General features: G+C 58.8%; 18 protein-coding genes. 9 read left to right on the forward strand and 9 right to left on the reverse strand.

What is annotated here, in order from left to right; genetic code table 11:
- Positions 1-21 precede the first annotated feature (21 nt).
- Positions 22-420 (reverse strand): hypothetical protein, encoded by a 399-nt coding sequence (locus tag FIU93_RS02875; protein WP_075284369.1) that lies wholly within the window; start codon positions 418-420, stop codon positions 22-24.
- A gap of 409 nt (positions 421-829) precedes the next feature.
- On the opposite strand from FIU93_RS02875, the gene FIU93_RS02880 reads away from it, so the two are divergent.
- A complete protein-coding gene (locus tag FIU93_RS02880) occupies positions 830-2,377 on the forward strand; it encodes a hypothetical protein (RefSeq protein WP_152504787.1) in 1,548 nt (515 codons plus the stop codon).
- A gap of 108 nt (positions 2,378-2,485) precedes the next feature.
- Here the strand turns inward: FIU93_RS02880 and FIU93_RS02885 are convergent, their stop codons facing one another.
- Together FIU93_RS02885 and FIU93_RS02890 are read right to left on the reverse strand one after the other, a co-directional pair.
- Complete coding sequence (locus tag FIU93_RS02885; RefSeq protein ID WP_152504788.1) at positions 2,486-3,316, reverse strand: DUF3883 domain-containing protein; 831 nt, start codon at positions 3,314-3,316, stop codon at positions 2,486-2,488.
- A gap of 161 nt (positions 3,317-3,477) precedes the next feature.
- Positions 3,478-4,383: a LysR family transcriptional regulator gene (locus FIU93_RS02890; protein WP_173017253.1), complete on the reverse strand. Its 906-nt coding sequence runs from the start codon at positions 4,381-4,383 to the stop codon at positions 3,478-3,480.
- Positions 4,384-4,483: 100 nt separating this feature from the next.
- Between FIU93_RS02890 and FIU93_RS02895 the strand changes: the two genes are divergently transcribed.
- Complete coding sequence (locus FIU93_RS02895) at positions 4,484-5,671, forward strand: MFS transporter (protein ID WP_152504789.1); 1,188 nt, start codon at positions 4,484-4,486, stop codon at positions 5,669-5,671.
- A gap of 16 nt (positions 5,672-5,687) precedes the next feature.
- The gene (locus FIU93_RS02900) at positions 5,688-6,722 is read left to right on the forward strand and encodes an aldo/keto reductase (protein ID WP_152504790.1); all 1,035 of its coding nucleotides are present in this window, start codon (positions 5,688-5,690) and stop codon (positions 6,720-6,722) included.
- 64 nt (positions 6,723-6,786) lie between these two features.
- Here the strand turns inward: FIU93_RS02900 and FIU93_RS02905 are convergent, their stop codons facing one another.
- Complete coding sequence (locus FIU93_RS02905; protein ID WP_077290953.1) at positions 6,787-7,620, reverse strand: hypothetical protein; 834 nt, start codon at positions 7,618-7,620, stop codon at positions 6,787-6,789.
- A gap of 373 nt (positions 7,621-7,993) precedes the next feature.
- Between FIU93_RS02905 and FIU93_RS02910 the strand changes: the two genes are divergently transcribed.
- Together FIU93_RS02910 and FIU93_RS02915 are read left to right on the forward strand one after the other, a co-directional pair.
- The gene (locus tag FIU93_RS02910; protein WP_152504791.1) at positions 7,994-8,671 is read left to right on the forward strand and encodes a FadR/GntR family transcriptional regulator; all 678 of its coding nucleotides are present in this window, start codon (positions 7,994-7,996) and stop codon (positions 8,669-8,671) included.
- Positions 8,668-9,948 carry an MFS transporter gene (locus FIU93_RS02915; RefSeq protein ID WP_077290955.1) on the forward strand — a complete coding sequence of 427 codons (1,281 nt, stop codon included), beginning with the start codon at positions 8,668-8,670 and terminating at the stop codon, positions 9,946-9,948. Before FIU93_RS02910 ends, FIU93_RS02915 begins: the two co-directional genes overlap by 4 nt.
- Here the strand turns inward: FIU93_RS02915 and FIU93_RS02920 are convergent.
- The 4 genes from FIU93_RS02920 to FIU93_RS02935 all read right to left on the reverse strand — a co-directional run bounded on the left by FIU93_RS02920 (position 9,932) and on the right by FIU93_RS02935 (position 13,672).
- Positions 9,932-10,447, reverse strand: a complete 516-nt coding sequence (locus FIU93_RS02920) for a GNAT family N-acetyltransferase (RefSeq protein WP_152504792.1) — start codon at positions 10,445-10,447, stop codon at positions 9,932-9,934. The genes FIU93_RS02915 and FIU93_RS02920 overlap by 17 nt on opposite strands.
- Before the next feature lie 96 nt (positions 10,448-10,543).
- Complete coding sequence (locus FIU93_RS02925; RefSeq protein WP_152504793.1) at positions 10,544-10,936, reverse strand: VOC family protein; 393 nt, start codon at positions 10,934-10,936, stop codon at positions 10,544-10,546.
- 148 nt (positions 10,937-11,084) lie between these two features.
- Entirely contained in the window at positions 11,085-11,774 is a 690-nt protein-coding gene (locus tag FIU93_RS02930) for a DUF6198 family protein (protein WP_152504794.1), read from the reverse strand.
- A gap of 170 nt (positions 11,775-11,944) precedes the next feature.
- Entirely contained in the window at positions 11,945-13,672 is a 1,728-nt protein-coding gene (locus tag FIU93_RS02935; RefSeq protein ID WP_209010272.1) for an adenine deaminase C-terminal domain-containing protein, read from the reverse strand.
- A 154-nt stretch (positions 13,673-13,826) separates the two neighbouring features.
- Between FIU93_RS02935 and FIU93_RS02940 the strand changes: the two genes are divergently transcribed.
- Positions 13,827-14,735 carry a LysR family transcriptional regulator gene (locus FIU93_RS02940; RefSeq protein WP_055659304.1) on the forward strand — a complete coding sequence of 303 codons (909 nt, stop codon included), beginning with the start codon at positions 13,827-13,829 and terminating at the stop codon, positions 14,733-14,735.
- 37 nt (positions 14,736-14,772) lie between these two features.
- On the opposite strand, the gene FIU93_RS02945 is transcribed toward FIU93_RS02940, so the two are convergent.
- Positions 14,773-15,303 carry a winged helix DNA-binding protein gene (locus FIU93_RS02945; protein ID WP_022998917.1) on the reverse strand — a complete coding sequence of 177 codons (531 nt, stop codon included), beginning with the start codon at positions 15,301-15,303 and terminating at the stop codon, positions 14,773-14,775.
- A gap of 121 nt (positions 15,304-15,424) precedes the next feature.
- Here FIU93_RS02945 and FIU93_RS02950 point away from each other — a divergent pair, with 121 nt between their 5' ends.
- The 3 genes from FIU93_RS02950 to FIU93_RS02960 all read left to right on the forward strand — a co-directional run bounded on the left by FIU93_RS02950 (position 15,425) and on the right by FIU93_RS02960 (position 17,427).
- The gene (locus FIU93_RS02950; RefSeq protein WP_209010273.1) at positions 15,425-16,516 is read left to right on the forward strand and encodes an LLM class flavin-dependent oxidoreductase; all 1,092 of its coding nucleotides are present in this window, start codon (positions 15,425-15,427) and stop codon (positions 16,514-16,516) included.
- The gene (locus FIU93_RS02955) at positions 16,516-17,001 is read left to right on the forward strand and encodes a flavin reductase family protein (protein WP_077290958.1); all 486 of its coding nucleotides are present in this window, start codon (positions 16,516-16,518) and stop codon (positions 16,999-17,001) included. The genes FIU93_RS02950 and FIU93_RS02955 overlap by 1 nt, the downstream gene beginning before the upstream one ends.
- Positions 17,002-17,244: 243 nt before the next feature.
- Positions 17,245-17,427 carry a hypothetical protein gene (locus tag FIU93_RS02960; protein WP_022998920.1) on the forward strand — a complete coding sequence of 61 codons (183 nt, stop codon included), beginning with the start codon at positions 17,245-17,247 and terminating at the stop codon, positions 17,425-17,427.
- The last annotated feature ends 11 nt before the right edge of the window (positions 17,428-17,438 follow it).

A 17,438-nucleotide genomic window follows, 5' to 3' on the forward strand; every position in this document is an offset into this window, starting at 1 on the left:
CAATTCATCAGCTCATGAACCCTAGAACTGGGATGCCCAGTAGCCGAAGGTTATGTTTTTCGGATCCTGTGGCAATTTCTTAATCAACGCTGTTTGCGGGTTCTTCAAGGGCCCGCTGTTCTTTCCGTCGATGTAATGGCGCCGAAAATTCTGCCTGCACGCACCGAATTCCGCCGTGCGGATAATCTGTTCGCAAAGATACAGAACCGTTCTGGTGCTTGGAGTTTTTAAATCCACGTTTTCCATCAGGAGCGGATAGATTTTTAAATAGTCTTCACGCGCTAGTACGCGACCGCAAATGACATCAACGGCATACTCCGCAAAGGGAACTTCGGAGATAGCAGCTCCGAGGCCTTTGCACGACAAATCAAACAAAGACACGCTGTTTGGGTCGTCAACTGAATTCAGGTTACCGGCCATTTTACCCCCCAACAAAAAGTATCAAATACAACCATCGAAAAAACTTCTCGTTGAAGAAAATAGTCCCGAAGTCTTTCGCAAATCAACACGTAAAAGTTCGTTGACGACCACACCGGAAGGGCCTCTGGCGAAGAGAGGATACGTCGAGGTTCATCATTTCACGTTGCGTAAGTACTCAGTTCGAAATGGCAGCGCCGCACGTCGCTTGTCTGCCTTTTTCCGCGATTTCTAATGTAAATTTTGCGCCGGAGCGCCGCGTCTCAAGCTGTGTGTGAACGGCCGTTCCCGTGCTATGTTTTTGCGGAATTCTGTTGCAAATGAAAGAGCAGCCCACCTGTTGTCTCGCCTGAGGAATTTCGTCCTGAGAAACAGTGCAGCTGCTGCGCCCTTTTCGAAAGCCTGATTTGCCATGCCCTTCCGTTTTCCTGCCCGCACCTTTTTCTTTCTTGCCACGCTACTGCTGTGCGCCCAGAGCGCCTCATCCGCTGAGTTGACGCTTGTCTCCTTCCGATACAGCGACGATGCACCGGTGGTGCATCTGCGGCTGGAAGGGGAAATACGGGCGGAGGATGGCGAGCGCGTGGAGGTGGCCTTCGCGCAACTGGCGCGCTGCTCAGGTGCGGCCTGCAACAACGATTTTGGCGGGCCGCGTGCCGTCGTCTCGCTGTCGAGCCCCGGTGGTTCCTATTCAGCCGGCGTAAAGCTGGCGGACTTCTTCAGAAACAACACCATCGCAACAGTGGTCGAAGCCGGAGACAGCTGCGTTTCGGCCTGTGCCATGGCGTTTCTGGGCGGCTCGTCCTTCTGGCCGACCGGCGGCATCGGCACCTTCATCGACCGCACCATCGAACCGGGTGCGAGGGTCGGTTTCCACTCGCCCTATTTTACCGAAGAGACTGCGGTTGCCGCCGTCCGCAGCGGTCAATTGGGTCAGTTGCTCGAGCTTACCCGGCTTGCCATTGCCGACATCGTCAAGAACCTGACGCGATACTCGGTCAGTCAGCATGTGCTGGACCGGATCATCAGCATGGGCCCGGAAGGATTTTATGAAGTCGATACGCCCGCCGCGCTCTTTGCGATCAGGGCGCAACTGCCCAGCTTCGACCCGGCCCTACTGAACATCCCGTTCGAGAACCAGATCCTGAACGTGTGCAGCCGCCTGGCCGCGCTGCACTACGAGCAACCCCTGGGCCTGCTCGATGCGTCGCTGCTGGAAGATACCAACGACGGCCGCACACCGGAGGGCGACAGGATCAGGCTCTACGACCTTGCCGACCGGCCGCTCAACGTTGCTGGCTGCGGCGTTCCGCGTAACAAGCAGTCCGGCACCATCGATACCATGTCTCTCTACCGGCTGGTCAGCGACGGCGAAATCTTCGAGCCGCTATTGTCGTTTCACAATTCGAAGGACGGCGGCTGGTCGTCGCTTGGTTATCGGGGAGGACGGGCAACGGACGCTTTCATCAAGCTGGGGCCGCTCAACCATGTGCTGATGGCTCCGGACGAAAAGCTGGACGACCTGCCACGCGCGGTTTGGGAAGAAATAGAAGCCGCCAAAGGCCGGGTCGCCAACCCGCACCTGCCGAGCCACAGCCGCCCCTGGCCCGTGGAAACCCTGGCTGCCACACAATGGTCGCGCAGCTACCTTGGCGAAGGACTGACGATTGTCGAACAGACCGGCCCGGCAAGGCTCTTTGAAGAGCTGGCCGAGCAGGCGGAAGGAACCAGCATTCTCTATAGCCAGGACAAGCCGGACACTCTGGTACGGTCCGGCGAGGACACCGAAACCGGCACCTCCTACTACTGGCTCGCCCTTCGCGCCGGCAACCGGGCCGCCACCATTCGCGTTGAAGCGCCCGTTCCGGCAGCAGGCCTCACCAACGCCCAGAAATCCCTCATGAGCCTGGTGGCCTGCTCAAGCGATTTCGAAGGCGTTCATCTGGGGTGTTTCAAGTGAGGAACTAATTGGCGTGACGGGTTTAACAGGTTCATTGATCCGTTCTGGTTTCTACAGTCCAAGCAAAGCCAAAATCATTTGACAACTCGCCATTACTGTCCGCTTCACTCACCCGAAACTGGCCTGAAAACTCGTGGCGGTCAGCGCCACGTGCGCCTCTAAAGGCGGCCGGATCTCAAAAGCTTTGGGAGCCCTTGCAAAATCATAGAGGCGGAAAAGGTACCAGTCATCGCGACGGGCATTGGCAACCTCCAACTCGTTCCGGGAAATATGAAACGGCGTGCGTTCCCAGCCATTTGTGGTTTTTACCTCAATGAGGCGCTCTCCTCCATCTGGCAAAAAACTGAGGATGTCGTATCCTGCGCCGTCTCCGTCTTCTTGCGATGTCCAGCGGACTCGTCTTGCCAAGTCGTGAAGGCCAAGTTCTTTCAGCTGAGCACGCTCTCGGTGAAAAACAACCTCTTCACCGGCACGACCCAGTTTCCGGTTACGTTCGTCGCGCCCAGCGATATCAAAGCGCATAGCGACTGCACGCAATTTTTCCGTTTCTTCTGGAGGCGGAGTGTTTCTAAGCGTGGGCGCCACTTCGACAAACAGTGTTGTTGCTTCAGCGAATTCAGAGTGAAGAGGATTATGAAGCGCTGTTTCCCACTCTGGATGTTTTGCCAACCATCGTGAAATCGCCTCGGCCAGCGTCATCTGAAAATTGAAGCGTGGTTGGTATCCCTTGATGATTGGGAGCCCGAATCCCTTGGCTGCCGCTGACACGTTGCAATACTTAAACTCGATCGAACCGCGAGTACGGCCAATTTGCTCTTGCAGCAGGCGATTGTGGGAAGCTTTGACATAAGATTGGCCAGCAAGCTCATCGCTAAGCATTGCAAAATACGACGCCACAACGGCGTCATTCTCCGTGTCTGACCAGTCATCGAAACTCATATTTGGCAGATTAGTCTACCAGGGCAGTTGTGTCATTCTTGAAACTTCAAGGACTTACGGGCTGCCTCCCATAGGTGTTTCATCTTGCTGACTTTCGCGAAAACGCACCTCAGTATCGTCGCCGTTTCTCAATCACGGCCGCACAAATGCAATTGTGACCACTAGGACACGGCGCCATGTTCAGCGAGAAAATTCAGCAGCACGCGGACACGTGCCGGCAAAGGGCCGCCCTGGCCGGTGTAGACCGCGTGGAAGGCTTCGCTGTCGTCTGCATAACACTTTTCAAGAACCGGCTTCAGACGTCCCGCGGCGATGTCAGCACGTACGGTAAAGGCGGCCAGACGCGCCAGCCCAAGGCCGTTGATCGCCAACCGGCGGATGGCCTCGCCGTCGCTGGCGTGAACGCGCCCGGGCGGGCAGACTGCTATCGGTTCGTCGTCGCGCAGAAAGCGCCAGGTATCGACGTCCCGCGGATAGTTGAACCCGATTTTTCTGTGCCCCTCCAGATCCGCGACGCAGGCAGGTTCCCCGACACGTTGAAGATAGTCAGGCGAGGTGACGATCAGCATCGGTGTTTCGCCGAGCTTGCGTGCTACCAGGCTGGAGTCCTTGAGCGGTCCTGCCCGCACCACAACATCCGTCCGCTCCGCGAGAAGGTCGATCAGGGCGTCGGTCAGAACGATTTCGAGAGAGATGTCGGGGTACTGCTCGAGGAACACAGGCAGGACAGGCTCAAGAATGTGGGTCGCATAGGAGGCGCTGGTGTTCAGCCGGATGCGGCCGACCGGCTGCTCGCCCAACCCTGCCTGCCGTTCCGCTTCATCGATGCTTGAGAGAATTTCTCGCGCACGCTCGTAAAAGACGCATCCTTCGGCCGTCAGATCCAGACGCCGGGTGGATCGGTTGAAGAGCCGTGCACCAAGCCGTGTCTCGAGCCGGGAAATAAGCTTGCTGACTGCAGACTGGGTCATCCCCAGGTGCCTGGCTGCGTGGGAAAAGCCGCCCAGTTCAACAACCTGAACAAAGACCTCCATCTCACCGCTGCGGTTTATGCTGGCGCGCGACATATGACTTCAATTCACTTATTATATTCATTTCGGGCGTATAGTTCATGATATGAGCACTGCCTAGGTTCCGTCCATCGAAATTTCATGGACCGGATCCAAAATGCCCCTTGCTCTTTATGCACTGGCGGCCGGAGCCTTTGGCATCGGCGTCACAGAATTCGTCATCATGGGCCTTCTGCTAGAGGTCAGCCGCGATCTTGGTGTCTCGGTCGCTGCAGCAGGAATGCTCATCTCCGGCTACGCCCTCGGGGTCGTGGTCGGTGCGCCCATCCTGACCGTCTTCACCGCGACATGGAACAAGAAGCGCGTGTTGATCGGCCTGATGGTGATCTTCATCATCGGGAACGCCGCCTGCGCGCTTGCGCCCAGCTACGACCTGCTGATGGCAGCCCGTATCCTCACGGCCCTCGCCCACGGAACCTACTTCGGTGTCGGCTCGGTCTTTGCCGCCTCCATGGTCGGCAAGGACAAGCAGGCGTCCGCAATTGCCATCATGTTCACAGGGCTGACGCTTGCCAACATCCTCGGCGTGCCTGCCGGAACCTGGCTTGGCCAGCAATTCAGCTGGCGCATGACCTTCTGGGCCGTGACGCTGATCGGCCTGGCCGCACTGGCCGTGCTCATTCTGCTCGTGCCGACGGATCGTTCGCGCGCCGCACAATCCGGCTGGCGGGCCGATCTGAAGGCCGTGTCGCGCGCCTCCGTCCTTCTCGGTTTCCTGACGACGGTCCTGGGGTTTGCAGGCGTCTTCACCCTGTTCACCTACATCGCCCCGTTGCTGACGCAGGTCAGTGGATTTGCCGACACGGCGGTATCCCCGATCCTGTTGATCTTCGGTGGGGGGCTGGTCGCCGGAAATCTCCTGGGCGGAAAACTTGCCGACATCAGACTGAAGACCGCGCTCATCGGCAGCATGGCAGCCCTTGCACTCGTGCTGGCGGTCATGTCCGCCGCCTTTGGAAACCAGACCGCCGCCGTGGTGCTGACGGGACTGCTCGGCGTGGCGGGTTTCGCAACGGTTCCGCCGCTTCAGTCCTGGGTTCTGTCGAAGGCCGTTGGCGCCGGAGAAAGCCTTGCGTCCAGCCTGAACATTGCCGCCTTCAATCTCGGCAACGCACTTGGGGCCTGGGCCGGCGGCCTGGCCATCTCCCGTGGGCCAGGACTTGAAAACCTGCCTCTGGTCGCCGCGGGTTTCCCCTTCCTCGCAATCGTGGTCGCGCTTGCCTCCTTCGCGATTGAGCGGCGGCGCGTGCCCTCCCCGATCTCCACTCACCAGACTGCCAGCTAGAAAGGATATCACCGACATGGACTATCGCTATCTTGGAAACTCCGGGCTCAAGGTTCCCGCCCTCAGCTTCGGCGCCGGCACATTCGGCGGCTCCGGCCCACTCTTCAGTCATTGGGGCACAACGGACGTCGCAGAAGCGCGCCGCCTTGTCGACATCTGCCTCGAGGCCGGCGTCAACCTGTTCGACACCGCGGATAACTACTCCGAAGGCGCTTCGGAAGAAGTGCTCGGTGAAGCAATCAAGGGCCGCCGTGACGCGGTGCTGCTCTCCACGAAAATGAGCCTTCCGCTGGGGGATGGCCCCAATGAGGCAGGGTCTTCACGCTTCAGGCTGATCAGGGGTGTCGAGGCTGCACTCAAGCGCCTTGGAACGGACTATATCGATCTTCTGCAACTGCACGCATTCGACGCCTTCACCCCGGTGGAAGAGGTGCTGTCGACGCTCGACCAGCTCGTCCGCGACGGGAAAATCCGCTATATCGGCGTTTCCAACTTCTCCGGATGGCAGATCATGAAATCACTGGCCGTTGCGGAGAAACACGGCTGGCCGCGCTATGTCGCAAACCAGGTCTATTATTCTCTCGTCGGACGGGACTACGAGTGGGACCTGATGCCTCTCGGCGCAGACCAGGGCCTGGGCGCCATGGTATGGAGCCCGCTTGGCTGGGGTCGGCTGACCGGCAAGATCCGCAGGAACAATCCGATCCCCGAGGGCAGCCGACTGCATGAGACCGCAAGTTTCGGACCTCCCGTGGAGGACGATCTGCTCTATTCGGTCGTCGACGTTCTGGATGCGATTGCAGAAGAAACCGGCAAGACGGTCCCGCAAGTGGCGATCAAATGGCTGCTTCAACGCCCCACTGTCGCGTCGGTCATCATCGGGGCGCGCAACGAAGCGCAACTTCGCGACAATCTGGGAGCAACGGGTTGGGCACTGACGGACGAGCAGATTGCCCGTCTTGATGCTTCGAGCGCGCGGACTGCTCCCTATCCGCATTTTCCCTATCAGAGGCAGGAGGCTTTCGCACAGCTCAACCCATCCCTGGTCTGACGGGCAAGCCTGAACGGCGCGGCAGGTGACAGCATTAACCTGTCGCGCCAATGGACCTTGGTGCTCAATACCAGAACCCTTCCCGCCGCCAGATGGTGAAATGGCCACGCACAGGTGGGGCCGGGGTGCCGCCGTCGATCGTGAATTCGCAACCGCCCTTGAGACCCTTGCCACCGGTACGGCGCAGGATCACGTATTCGTTGCATTGCGGACCACCGCTGGAGCTCTGGCACATGTCGATGCGCGCGCGTTTCTCGTCCAGAACTTCCCAGACCCAGTCGATCATCGCCACATGTCCGTTCCAGACCATGAAATCGAGTGGCTTGACCTCGTTGATGTCGTCGATGTTGGTCTTGGCAACATGATCCGGATACCGCCGGGGTGAAACACCGTAATACTTGTCCCACTCACCAGTGAATATGAGGAAATTGGCGATAAAGCCTATGCAGTCCATACCGAAAAAGCGGTCTTGCACCATCTGTTGCAGTGCCGCCTGATCGGACATCTTGTCGAAGTAGAGTTTCTTGATCTTGCCGGTCTGCTCGACATCCTTGGAGCCGTCCTTGTTCGCACGGCCGCAGACCTCAACCTTGTACTTGTCCAAAAGATCCTTGTTCTTCAGCATGAAGTTCCAGATCTTGACGAATGTCTTGTCGTTTCCCTGGCCTTTCAGCGCCAGGTCGATCTCGCGGCCGCCGACATGCTGGTTCAGCGTGATGCCGTGGGGATCCTTGATCCAACGGAAATTCTTGAAAAAACTGGTTGCGCTGTCGTTGCCGCCGTTACCACGGTCCTTGCAAAGATACTGCGTAAGCTTGACCCGGCCGGCGCTGGTCTGCAGGCCAGGATTTGTCAGAACGTCGACGTATTCGTAAGGCAGAAAAAAAGACTCGGCCACATTCACTCTCCCTTGGTTAGGCCCCCTCAATGGCCCCTGAAGCTGTATGCGTAATCGGCGTCTTTCGTAGGCTTGCCGGTGCAGCCAAATAGCCACGTCCCCGGCGAATGCGTCTGTCTTCCACGTCACATTATTTGTCATTGTTGCAATGCGCGGCATCACACCTTTTGAGGGATCTCGGCCAGCAAGATGCGATCAAGGCGATGCGCCCTGTGCGAGGCGACTGAAGCCCCGCCATCCCCGAGACCCCGCACATGAGCTGTTCGACAGGGACAACACCTGAAAAGGCGTCTTTCCCTCACGCGATTTCGTCGATAGACAAGCCGCGTCATCACCCTTATGATCAAGTCATCTGATGATTTGGTGACTTCAAATGCAATCTCTGGCAAAAACGAGCCTGGTTGACAGCGCAGCCGCGGCGATCCGGGCGGAAATCGTGGGCAATCGCTGGTCCGTGGGGGAAAAGCTACCCAACGAGGCTCAGCTATCGGCGCAGCTTTCCATCAGCCGTGGCACCGTGCGCGAAGCCGTGCGCGTGCTTGTTTCGCAAGGTTACCTGGAAACCCGGCAAGGCTCGGGCACCTATGTGCTGTCCGTCGTTGATGCCATCGGGCCATTGACCATGGCGCGTCGCGCTACCCTGCGTGACCAGTTCGAGGCCAGACTGGCGCTGGATGCGGAGGCCGCCAGGCTGGCTGCTCATCGCCAGACACCAGAGGTGATTTCGGAGCTGCGCCGCTTGCTCACGGAGCGCGGAAACTACGATGGTCACGACAAGACCGGTTTCGTGGAGCGCGACCTTGCCTTTCACCGGGCTGTTGTCGCGGCCTCGCAAAACTCCGTTCTGGTCAACATGTACGAATTCTTCTCCAGTCTGATCGGCGAGACCATCGAGGCTACGCTTGGAAAAGACCTGCAGGAACCCGATATGGCGGCCCACGCGGCCATTGTCGACGCCATCGAGACAGGCGACCCGGAACTGGCCGAGGCCGCTGTCCGCCGGTTCATGGCCCCTGTCCTGAGAGACCTGGAGCGACTGCTCGGCTCATGACACAGGCATCTGAAATCGATCCCGGCTCGATCGAACTGATCGATGCCGAAGACATTGACGTTTCCGCTGAGCAATCCCAGCCGGCGACGCAGAGCGGACTGGTACGGTTTCTGCTGGGCGCAAGTCTGGTACTGATCGCCTTCAACCTGCGTCCGGTCTTTTCCAGCGCGTCGGCGCTGCTTCTGGAAATCCGCGAAAATTTTGGCCTGTCGCCAACGGGCGCAAGCCTTCTGACGACACTGCCCGTTGTGTGTCTCGGCCTGTTCTCGCCGCTGGCTCCACGCCTTGCCCGCCGCATCGGCACGGAACGCACATTGCTTGCAGTCGTGGTTTTGCTGGCCATTGGAACGGCAGCACGAGGAACGTCCTCCGTGCCGTTGCTGTTTCTTGGAACAGCGTTGGCGGGTGCCTGTATCGCGGTTGGCAACGTACTGCTGCCCGGGCTCGTCAAGCGCGATTTCCCCGACAAGGCCGCACTGGTGACCGGGTGGTACACCATGGCACTTTGCGCGGGCGCTGCCGCCGGTGCAGGATTGACCATTCCGTTTGAAGCGGCCCTCGGTGGTTCGATCGAGGGCGCACTTGCGATCTGGGCCGTGCCGGCTCTTGTGGTGGCCGTCCTGTGGTTTCCGCAAGTCATGGCGACGCGCAAGCGCCCCAAGGGCCCGACTTATGTGGTGAAGGGCATGTGGGGTGACAGGCTGGCCTGGCACGTGACCCTGTTCATGGGTCTGCAATCCGCACTTGCCTATTGCGTCTTCGGCTGGCTGGTACCGATCCTCCGCGCCCGCGGGCTGGACGGTGTCACTGCCGGCGCAATCGTGTCGGTGTCGGTGATGGTGCAGGCTGCCGCCTGCCTGATAGCGCCGCATCTTGCCGTTCGCGGCAAGGACCAGCGGCTGATCAACGTCGCACTTTGCGCCATAGCGGTTATAGCCCTGCTCGGCCTGCAATTCGCGCCACTGTCCACCGTCTGGATCTGGGCGGTGCTGCAGGGCATCGGCCAGGGCGGACTGATTGCGGTGGCGCTTACGGTCATCGTGTTGCGGACACAGGATTCCCATTCCGCTGCGCAGCTTTCGGGCATGGCCCAATGCGTCGGCTATACGCTTGCCGCCATCGGCCCACTGATCGTCGGGCTCATCCGAAGCTGGACGGGAAGCTTTGCCTGGAGTGCGGTGCTGTTCGTGGCGCTTGGCCTTGGCGCCGCCATCAACGGCTGGTTCGCCGGAAAGGCAAGTCACGTCAATGTGGAGACGGTCAAGCTGTCCGGCTGACCGCGCCAACGGGGCCTGATGTTTCCAGGCGGTATTTCAGGAAACGCGTGCCGTCATAATCGGTCTCGCCGATGAAACGCGCCCCCATCCGACGCAGTGCACCGAGGTTCCGTCGGGACGGCGGCAGCAGGAAGGTGACGAATGGAATGCGCGGGTCTTCACTGGCAAAGGCCAGCGCCTTTCTGGTGATCGGCATGCCGAGGCCAAAGGCTGCCGGGTGCAGCACCAGCCCGAAATCCCACTCCTCGCCTTCTTTCTGAAAACCACCCCAGCCGACATAGCGGCCGTCTGCCAGAAAGGCCCAGTGACCAAGTCCGTCGCGTTGCCAGCAGGCTTCCTTGGCCGCTACGAACTTCGCAGCCATCTCGAGATCCCATGAGAAGGTCAGAAGCGGCATATGCGTGCCGACACGCGGGTCGGACATATGCGCGACAAGCTCTTCCAGCGGGATGTCCGGCAGGCGCACAAACTCGATTATCGGCTGACTTGATCTGGGCATGGGCTGGCATCTCCTGAAACTGGCCAGCGCTTCTTGCACCCAAAATGGCCGGCCCGATCAAGACAACTCCTTTGCCCGATGATCAACACTGCGTGTTCAGGCGGTGGTGCCGTTTTCCAGGCTGACGGAGACATTCAGCTTGTTACCGTCGAGATCACGCACATAAGCGCCGAAATAATCCGGGTGATAGGAACGAGGGCCGGGTGCGCCTTCATCACGTCCACCACACCGCAGTGCGGCAGCATGAAACGCCCTGACGGCCTCGGCATCCGGCGCATAGAACATGACCTGCGTACCATTGCCCGATGTGGCTGCCCGCCCGTCAAACGGCAACAAGACAAACAACGATATTCGGCCATCGGCACCTGCATAGCCAAGCTCGCGGGGCTCGGAAAAAACCCGCTTCATGCCAATTGTCGCAAGCACTTCGTCGTAAAACCGGCCGGCAGCCGAAAGATCGTTGGCGCCGATACAAACCCCTGACAACATTTTTGAAAATTAACCCGCGCTGAAGGTGTGGCCCGTCTCGACCAGGCCGTCTGGCCCGCTCATATCACAGTTCCTCCCTCTTGCCAGAGCCGCAACGCAACAGGCGACCCGAAAGCCGCCTGTACGTATGTCATCACCTGGTTAGGGCTCAAGCTGGGGCGGAGGCCTCATCCTTCGGATTCATCCTCTTGTACAGGAAAAAATAGAGCCGGATGTATTGACCAACGAAGATCGCGTTGAGGATCGTTCCCTCGCGGATGAACTTGACTTCCCCCAGGAACGCCAATCCGACGAGCGCGGAAGTCAGCAGTAATGTCAGGTCAAAAGCGGTCTTGATGTTACCCCACTTCCATCCAGTGCGCTGGAAGATCGTGTTGACGAACATATCGACCGGCATCAGCACCAGATTGGCGCGGATCATCAGAAATAGTCCGAAGGCAAGAGCGGCATCGCCGAACGCCAGCAGAGCGACCTTCAGGGCATAGTCATCAAGCTGAATGAAGCCGGTCAGCTTTAGATTGAGATCCAGGCACACAGCCAACACGAAGGCAGGAATGAGCGACGCGAAGTTCCTGAGCTTGAATTCCTTGGGCAACACCAGAAACGTCAAGAAAAGCATGACCAGTTCGAGAATGAAGTTGTAGGTGCCCTGGCTGAGTGGTGGAAACACCAAGGTCATCGTGCGTGTCAGGCTGCTCTGCGGTGAGATCCCGATGCCCGCCCGAATTGCCAGGCTGACCCCGAAGGTCAGGATGTAAATTCCGGCTATGTACATGATCCAGCGCCGGACAAGGCTACCGGTATCGATGATCTCCGCTTCGGCTGCGTTATGCGCCATGCTTTCCTCCAGAAGTGTCGCGCGGGGCCTGGCCTTAACCGGCCTTGCAGCCAACCGCGCTGTCGCATGTGTTCTGCATGGATGTAAAGCCGCTTCCCAACGTCTCTGGTCCATGCCCTCCCCTTGCCGGCAGACATTCACGCCTGCCGGGTCGTCTTCGTCGTGAAGCTTCAGGCCATGAAGCGGAAGCGGTGCAGCGAGATGAACAGGCTCAGCAGCTTGTTCACCACCGGCTCACCTTCGTTGCGGTTGCCAAGATCCTCCAGCGCGGCATCGATTGCACCGGCTGCAGCCGTCAACTCAGCAACGCTCATGTTCGCCATAACGCCATAGATCTCGAGCGGCATTGCAGCCTTTTCCGCACCATTCTCCGTAACGATACAGGCCCCGGCATGGGCATCGACCCGTTTGAGGCAGCCACACATTTCGACGCTGTCCTGGCCGACAGCGACGAAATAGGGTTTTGGTGCTGGCCAGAAGGTCGCAACCGCGCCTCTTTCCAAGTGAACGCCAGTGAACAGGCCGTTGACGATGTGCCGCTCGCCGTTGGCGTAGCGCTGCACAACCGAAAGCCGGCTAAGCCTCTCGCCATCCAGCTCCGGAACAACCTTGCCGTCTTTCAACGGTACCCAGACCTCGCGGTAGAATTTCGCGTGACCCCGGCCGTAAACGTCGAACAGATAGACCTTGGCTTTGGTACCATCTTCGGACACTTCCAGCGGTTCGATGTCGAGTTGATCCGCCGTCAGGTCGTCCAGGCCCGGAACGCCTTTCTTGCACATGAGCGAATAGTCGTTGTCCGCGTTGGTCAGCAACTTGCCTCGCTCGGCCACCAGCGCGCCGTCCTTGAAAACGTAAAGTGGTTCGATGGCTGACAGGCTTGGTGTCAGAACGATGTCGGCAAACCGCCCCGGAGCAAGAGAACCGATGCGATCTTCCATATGAAAGGAACGCGCGGTGTTGAGCGTCGCCATCTTGATTGCATGGATCGGGTTGATGCCCATCTCCGCACACAGCGAGATGATCCAGTCCATATGGCCCTGGTGCAGCAGACGCTCCACCGAGATGTTGTCGGTACACAGCATGAAATTGTCCGTCGGCCATTTCCGGTCGACGATGGCGCGCAGAAGCACCTTGATGACCTCGGCGCTGCCGACACCGAACTTGATATGGGTCGGAAAGCCGTAGCGGATGCTTTTTTCGATATCCTGTTCGTTCCAGACATCGTGGTTGTTCGACACTCCAATTGCCGGAAGATAGTTCAGGATCATGTCTGAAAGAGCGGTCACGCCCCAATGGCCGTTCATGAAACCACCACGAGCACGCACCCAGGCAGCCTTTCGGAAATCGTCGTCGTTGCCGGAGCTGTAGGTGAAATGTTCGAACTCACCGAGGCCGATGACGGGATCCATTTTCAGAACCGCTTCGGTGACACGCGCATCCGTCTTCTTGCCTGGCGCGAAAGCGAACAGACGGTAAGGCAACTTGTCGTGGCCTCGGAAAAGGTTCTCCGCCGCCTCGACACCTTCCGCACCGGCCGCACTCAGCAGATCGAGACATTCGGAAAAAATCGTCGTGGTGCCGCAAGGAACCATTGCCTCGCCAAGGGCAACGGGATGTGCGAGCTGGGATTCGAAATGGATGTGGGCATCAATGAGGCCGGGAATCGCATAAAGCCCCTGGCCGTCAAACACCTCCCGGACCTTCAGCACCTCCTCGTCCGGATTGAGTGCGACGATGCGCTTGTCATAGACGAGAATGGAACCCTGGTAGACGGTCTCGCCATGCACATCGAGGATGTTGAGGTTCTTCAGAAGAAGATCGGCCTCGCGCCGGCCTTCCAGAATATCAAATATCGCACGCACCTTGTCATAATGCGCTGCTTCCGAAGCGTTCAAGTCGTTCCTCCTCATCATGATTGGCATTTCGCTGGCGGTCCGCGATGGGGCCTGCGCCAGTGCCGTGGAAGATAAAAAGGGATTGAACCGCTTCCGAAAAGCAGTATTTTCTGCGCGGAGCGTGCACTTTTCGAGAACGCAAAAAGGGGTATTGATGCTGCATTCGCGGGTCTTGCGGTATATCGACGAGGTCGCCCGTCGCGGTTCGATCCGTGCCGCCGGCGACCGGCTGAACGTTGCCCCGTCCGCCATCAACAAGCACATCCTGCAACTCGAGGAAGACATCGGCGAACCTTTGTTCGAACGCCTACCACGAGGCCTTCGGCTGACGCCGGCTGGAGAGGTGCTGGTTGCGCATGTGCGAAAGACGATCCGCGAATACAGCCAGGTCGAGGCAGACATTCGCGGCATGAAGGCCCTGCAGAGCGGCGAGGTCATCATTGCGACCATGAGCGGCCTTGCCGGGGGTATCGTTCCCAAAACAGCCGCAAGCCTCGGCGCCCGTCACCCGCGCCTCAAGATCACAGTCCGGGTGATGTTTGCCCATGACATCGCCAACGCCGTGCTGGACGGTCAGGCAGACATCGGACTTGCCTTCAACCTGCCGCCGGTGGCGCAACTTGAAACGCTTTGGACGATGAACACGCGTCTGGGAGCCGTGCTCTCACCGGAGCACCCCCTGGCCCGGCAGGACAGCATTTCATTGACCGCTTGCCAGCCCTATCCGCTGATCTTCGCAGACCGCTCGATGCTCATTCACGGGATTGTTGCGGATGCCTTCGTCGCAGCAGGCCTGGAAGTGGAACCTGCCTACCTCGCCAATTCCATAGAGGCCATGAAATGCCTGGCCGGATCCGGTGACGGCATCGCGTTTCTGAGCCGGTTCGACATTGCCGAGGAGCAGCGCAATGGGTCACTGACCTTCGTGCCCATTCGTGAGCAGACCTTCGGCAAGAACGTGCTGTCGCTGGTTCAGCGCGACAAACCCAGCCACAGCCTGGCAGCAACGATGCTCGCCGAAGACCTGGTGCGAGCGTTGCAGGCATGCAGCAAAAGCGGCTGACAAACGAACGCTACTTGACGTCGCGCAAGGAACGCCGTTACCGGCGGTAGGTCGCGGCGATGCGGGATATCTCTTCGTAGATGCCCGCCAGGATATTGAGGCTTTGCCCTGCCTCTTTCAGGCGCTTGTCAAATTCCGGCAGACTTGAGATCTGCTCAATCAGCAGCCGTTTGCGCACAGCGCCGTAATCATCGGTGATCTTCTTGCCTTCCGGTGTCGCCTGATAGGTCACGCCTGTGCGGCCCGAGCCCTGCTTTTCAATCAGCCCCGCCGCCACGAGTTTTCGCATCGAATACTGGATGTTCGGAATGTCGTCGCGGTTGGTAAGCCGGGCCAGTTCCTTGATGCTTTTTGCCCGGTCGTTCATGCGCACGATATGCAGCAGTGCGTTTTCCGGGCCGGTCGCCCCAACGTCGCTGACAGACGCCAGGCATTCTGTCTGCCATCGCCCGAACGCCTCGAAACAGCGCATCAACGCGAATTCCAGCTCGGTGCAGACGACCTCCGCATCGTTCTCCGAAAGGTGCCAGTGATAGTTGAGCTTCTGATCGTCCGACTTGCCGGTCATCGGTCCCTCTTTGTTTTTTCAGATCGAATATAGCTGCGATTCAGTTTGACGTAAGGGCGTTTTTGCACATAGTTTTAAATAAAAAATACAATTGAAAATCTATCCTAAATGGAGGGGATCCATGCCTACCAACATGATGAAAGACAAGAACGGCTTCAAACTCGGGACGTTTTCGTCCAATTGCTCGTCCGGGATGACGGTCACCAAATCGCCGTCCAGATGGGTCAATAGCTGGGAAAACAACCTGAAACTCGGCCAGATGCTGGACGATGCCGGCATCGACTTCATGCTGCCGATCGCCCGCTGGATCGGTTACGGCGGCGAGACCGACTTTCACGGCAGCGTGCTGGAAACGGTCACCTGGGCAACCGCGCTGCTGGCCTCAACGAAAAACATCTCTGTGTTCGCCACGGTGCATACTGCTGCAAACAATCCGGTGGTCGTGGCCAAGCAGATTGCCACGATGGATCAGGTGGGCAATGGCCGCGCGGGTCTGAACATTGTCGCGGGCTGGAACAAGCCGGAATACGAAGCCCTGGGCCTGACCCTGCCCGACGATCATGAAACCCGTTACGGCTACGCCCAGGAATGGTTCGATGTGGTCGAGAAGCTCTGGACCTCGAAGGAGTATTTCGACTGGGAGGGCAAATACTTCAACCTGAAGCACGTTGCTGGCGACCCCAAGCCCGTCAATGGCCGGCCACCGATCCTGAACGCGGCAGGTTCGGCAACCGGACGGACCTTTGCCACCGACAACGCGGACTACCTGTTCACGCCGGCCATCGATCTCAACCGGTCCGTCGACGAAATCAAGGAACTGAAAGCACAGGCGGCGGAGAAGGGGCGCGATGTGGGTGTTCTGACCTTCAGCCACGTCATCTGCCGGGAAACTGAGGAAGAGGCGACCGCCCTCCGAGACCGGCTGATGGGCGATCTGGCAGACTGGGAAGCGGTGGACAATCTGGTCAATCTGCAGTTCGCGCATGCGCAGTCGTTTCCGCACGACCTGCTGGCCCAGATCAAGAACCTGTTCGCCATGGGCCACGGCGGGTTCCCGCTGGTTGGAACTCCGCGGCAGGTGGCCGACGGCATCCTCAAACTGCACGAAACAGGCTTTGCCGGAACGACGCTCTCCTTTGTCGACTATGTCGAGGAGTTCCCGTATTTCCGTGACAATGTTCTGCCGCTGCTTGCGGAAGCCGGTATCCGTTGATGGACCCCGTGCCGTCCAGAGAATTCACCAACGCCATGCGGGCGTTGGTGGGCAATTGTTCCATCATCACGGTCGGTGAGGGAGAGGACATTTCAGGCCTCCTCGTCACATCGGCAATGTCTCTCAGCGCCGATCCGCCGCTGGTGCTTGCCTGCGTCAACAAGGCTTCCTCCAGTTGGCCCTTGCTGAAGAAGTATCCGAAATTCGGCTGGTCTTCGCTTGGGCCCGAGCACCGCAAGGTTGCCGAAAACTTTTCGGGGTTCGGCGGCGTCAAGGGAGCGGAACGTTATGCCGGAGCCACATGGCGCACGGCGGAAACCGGGGCTCTTCTGCTGGAAGATGCTCCGGCCGCTTTCGATTGCGAGGTCGAGGAGATGATCGACCGGGCGACCCATTCGATTGTCATCGGCAAGGTGCGTGCAATCCGCCAAAGCCAGTCATCGGGCGCGCTGGTTTACTGGAACGGAGCGTTCCAACCGTTGTAAACGGCCTCTTACCGAGAGACGCAGCTTCTTGAGGAGCTGCGTCTCTCCATCCCGCGACTTAAATTTTCCGCAAAAAAATTGCCTGGAACATGAACCGTCCAGACAGCCCGCTTTTTCGCGATTTACAGAGTTTCTGTACGTCCAGAAATCCGTTCCGCCGCTCCCCTCTCCGGGCTGGAGAAGGAACCATCCTGTGTGCGCTCCGTTTATTCCATGGACCCATAACCAACACAGGAGGACCAGATGGACCTTTCCATGAACGACCTCAGCCCGAAGCTTCGCAAGGAAGCCGAACAGGAGGCAGAAAAGATCAAGCGGGTCGCTGACAAGTCCAACGCCGGCGGACAGCTTGGTGGAACGTTTTTCGGACAGGAACAGGATGACGGCATGGCACCGCCGAGATCAGTTGCCGCCGGCCGGTCCTGATACCGGGTTTC

The sequence above is a fragment of the Labrenzia sp. THAF35 genome (assembly GCF_009363595.1).
Taxonomy (GTDB): Bacteria; Pseudomonadota; Alphaproteobacteria; order Rhizobiales; family Stappiaceae; genus Roseibium; species Roseibium algicola.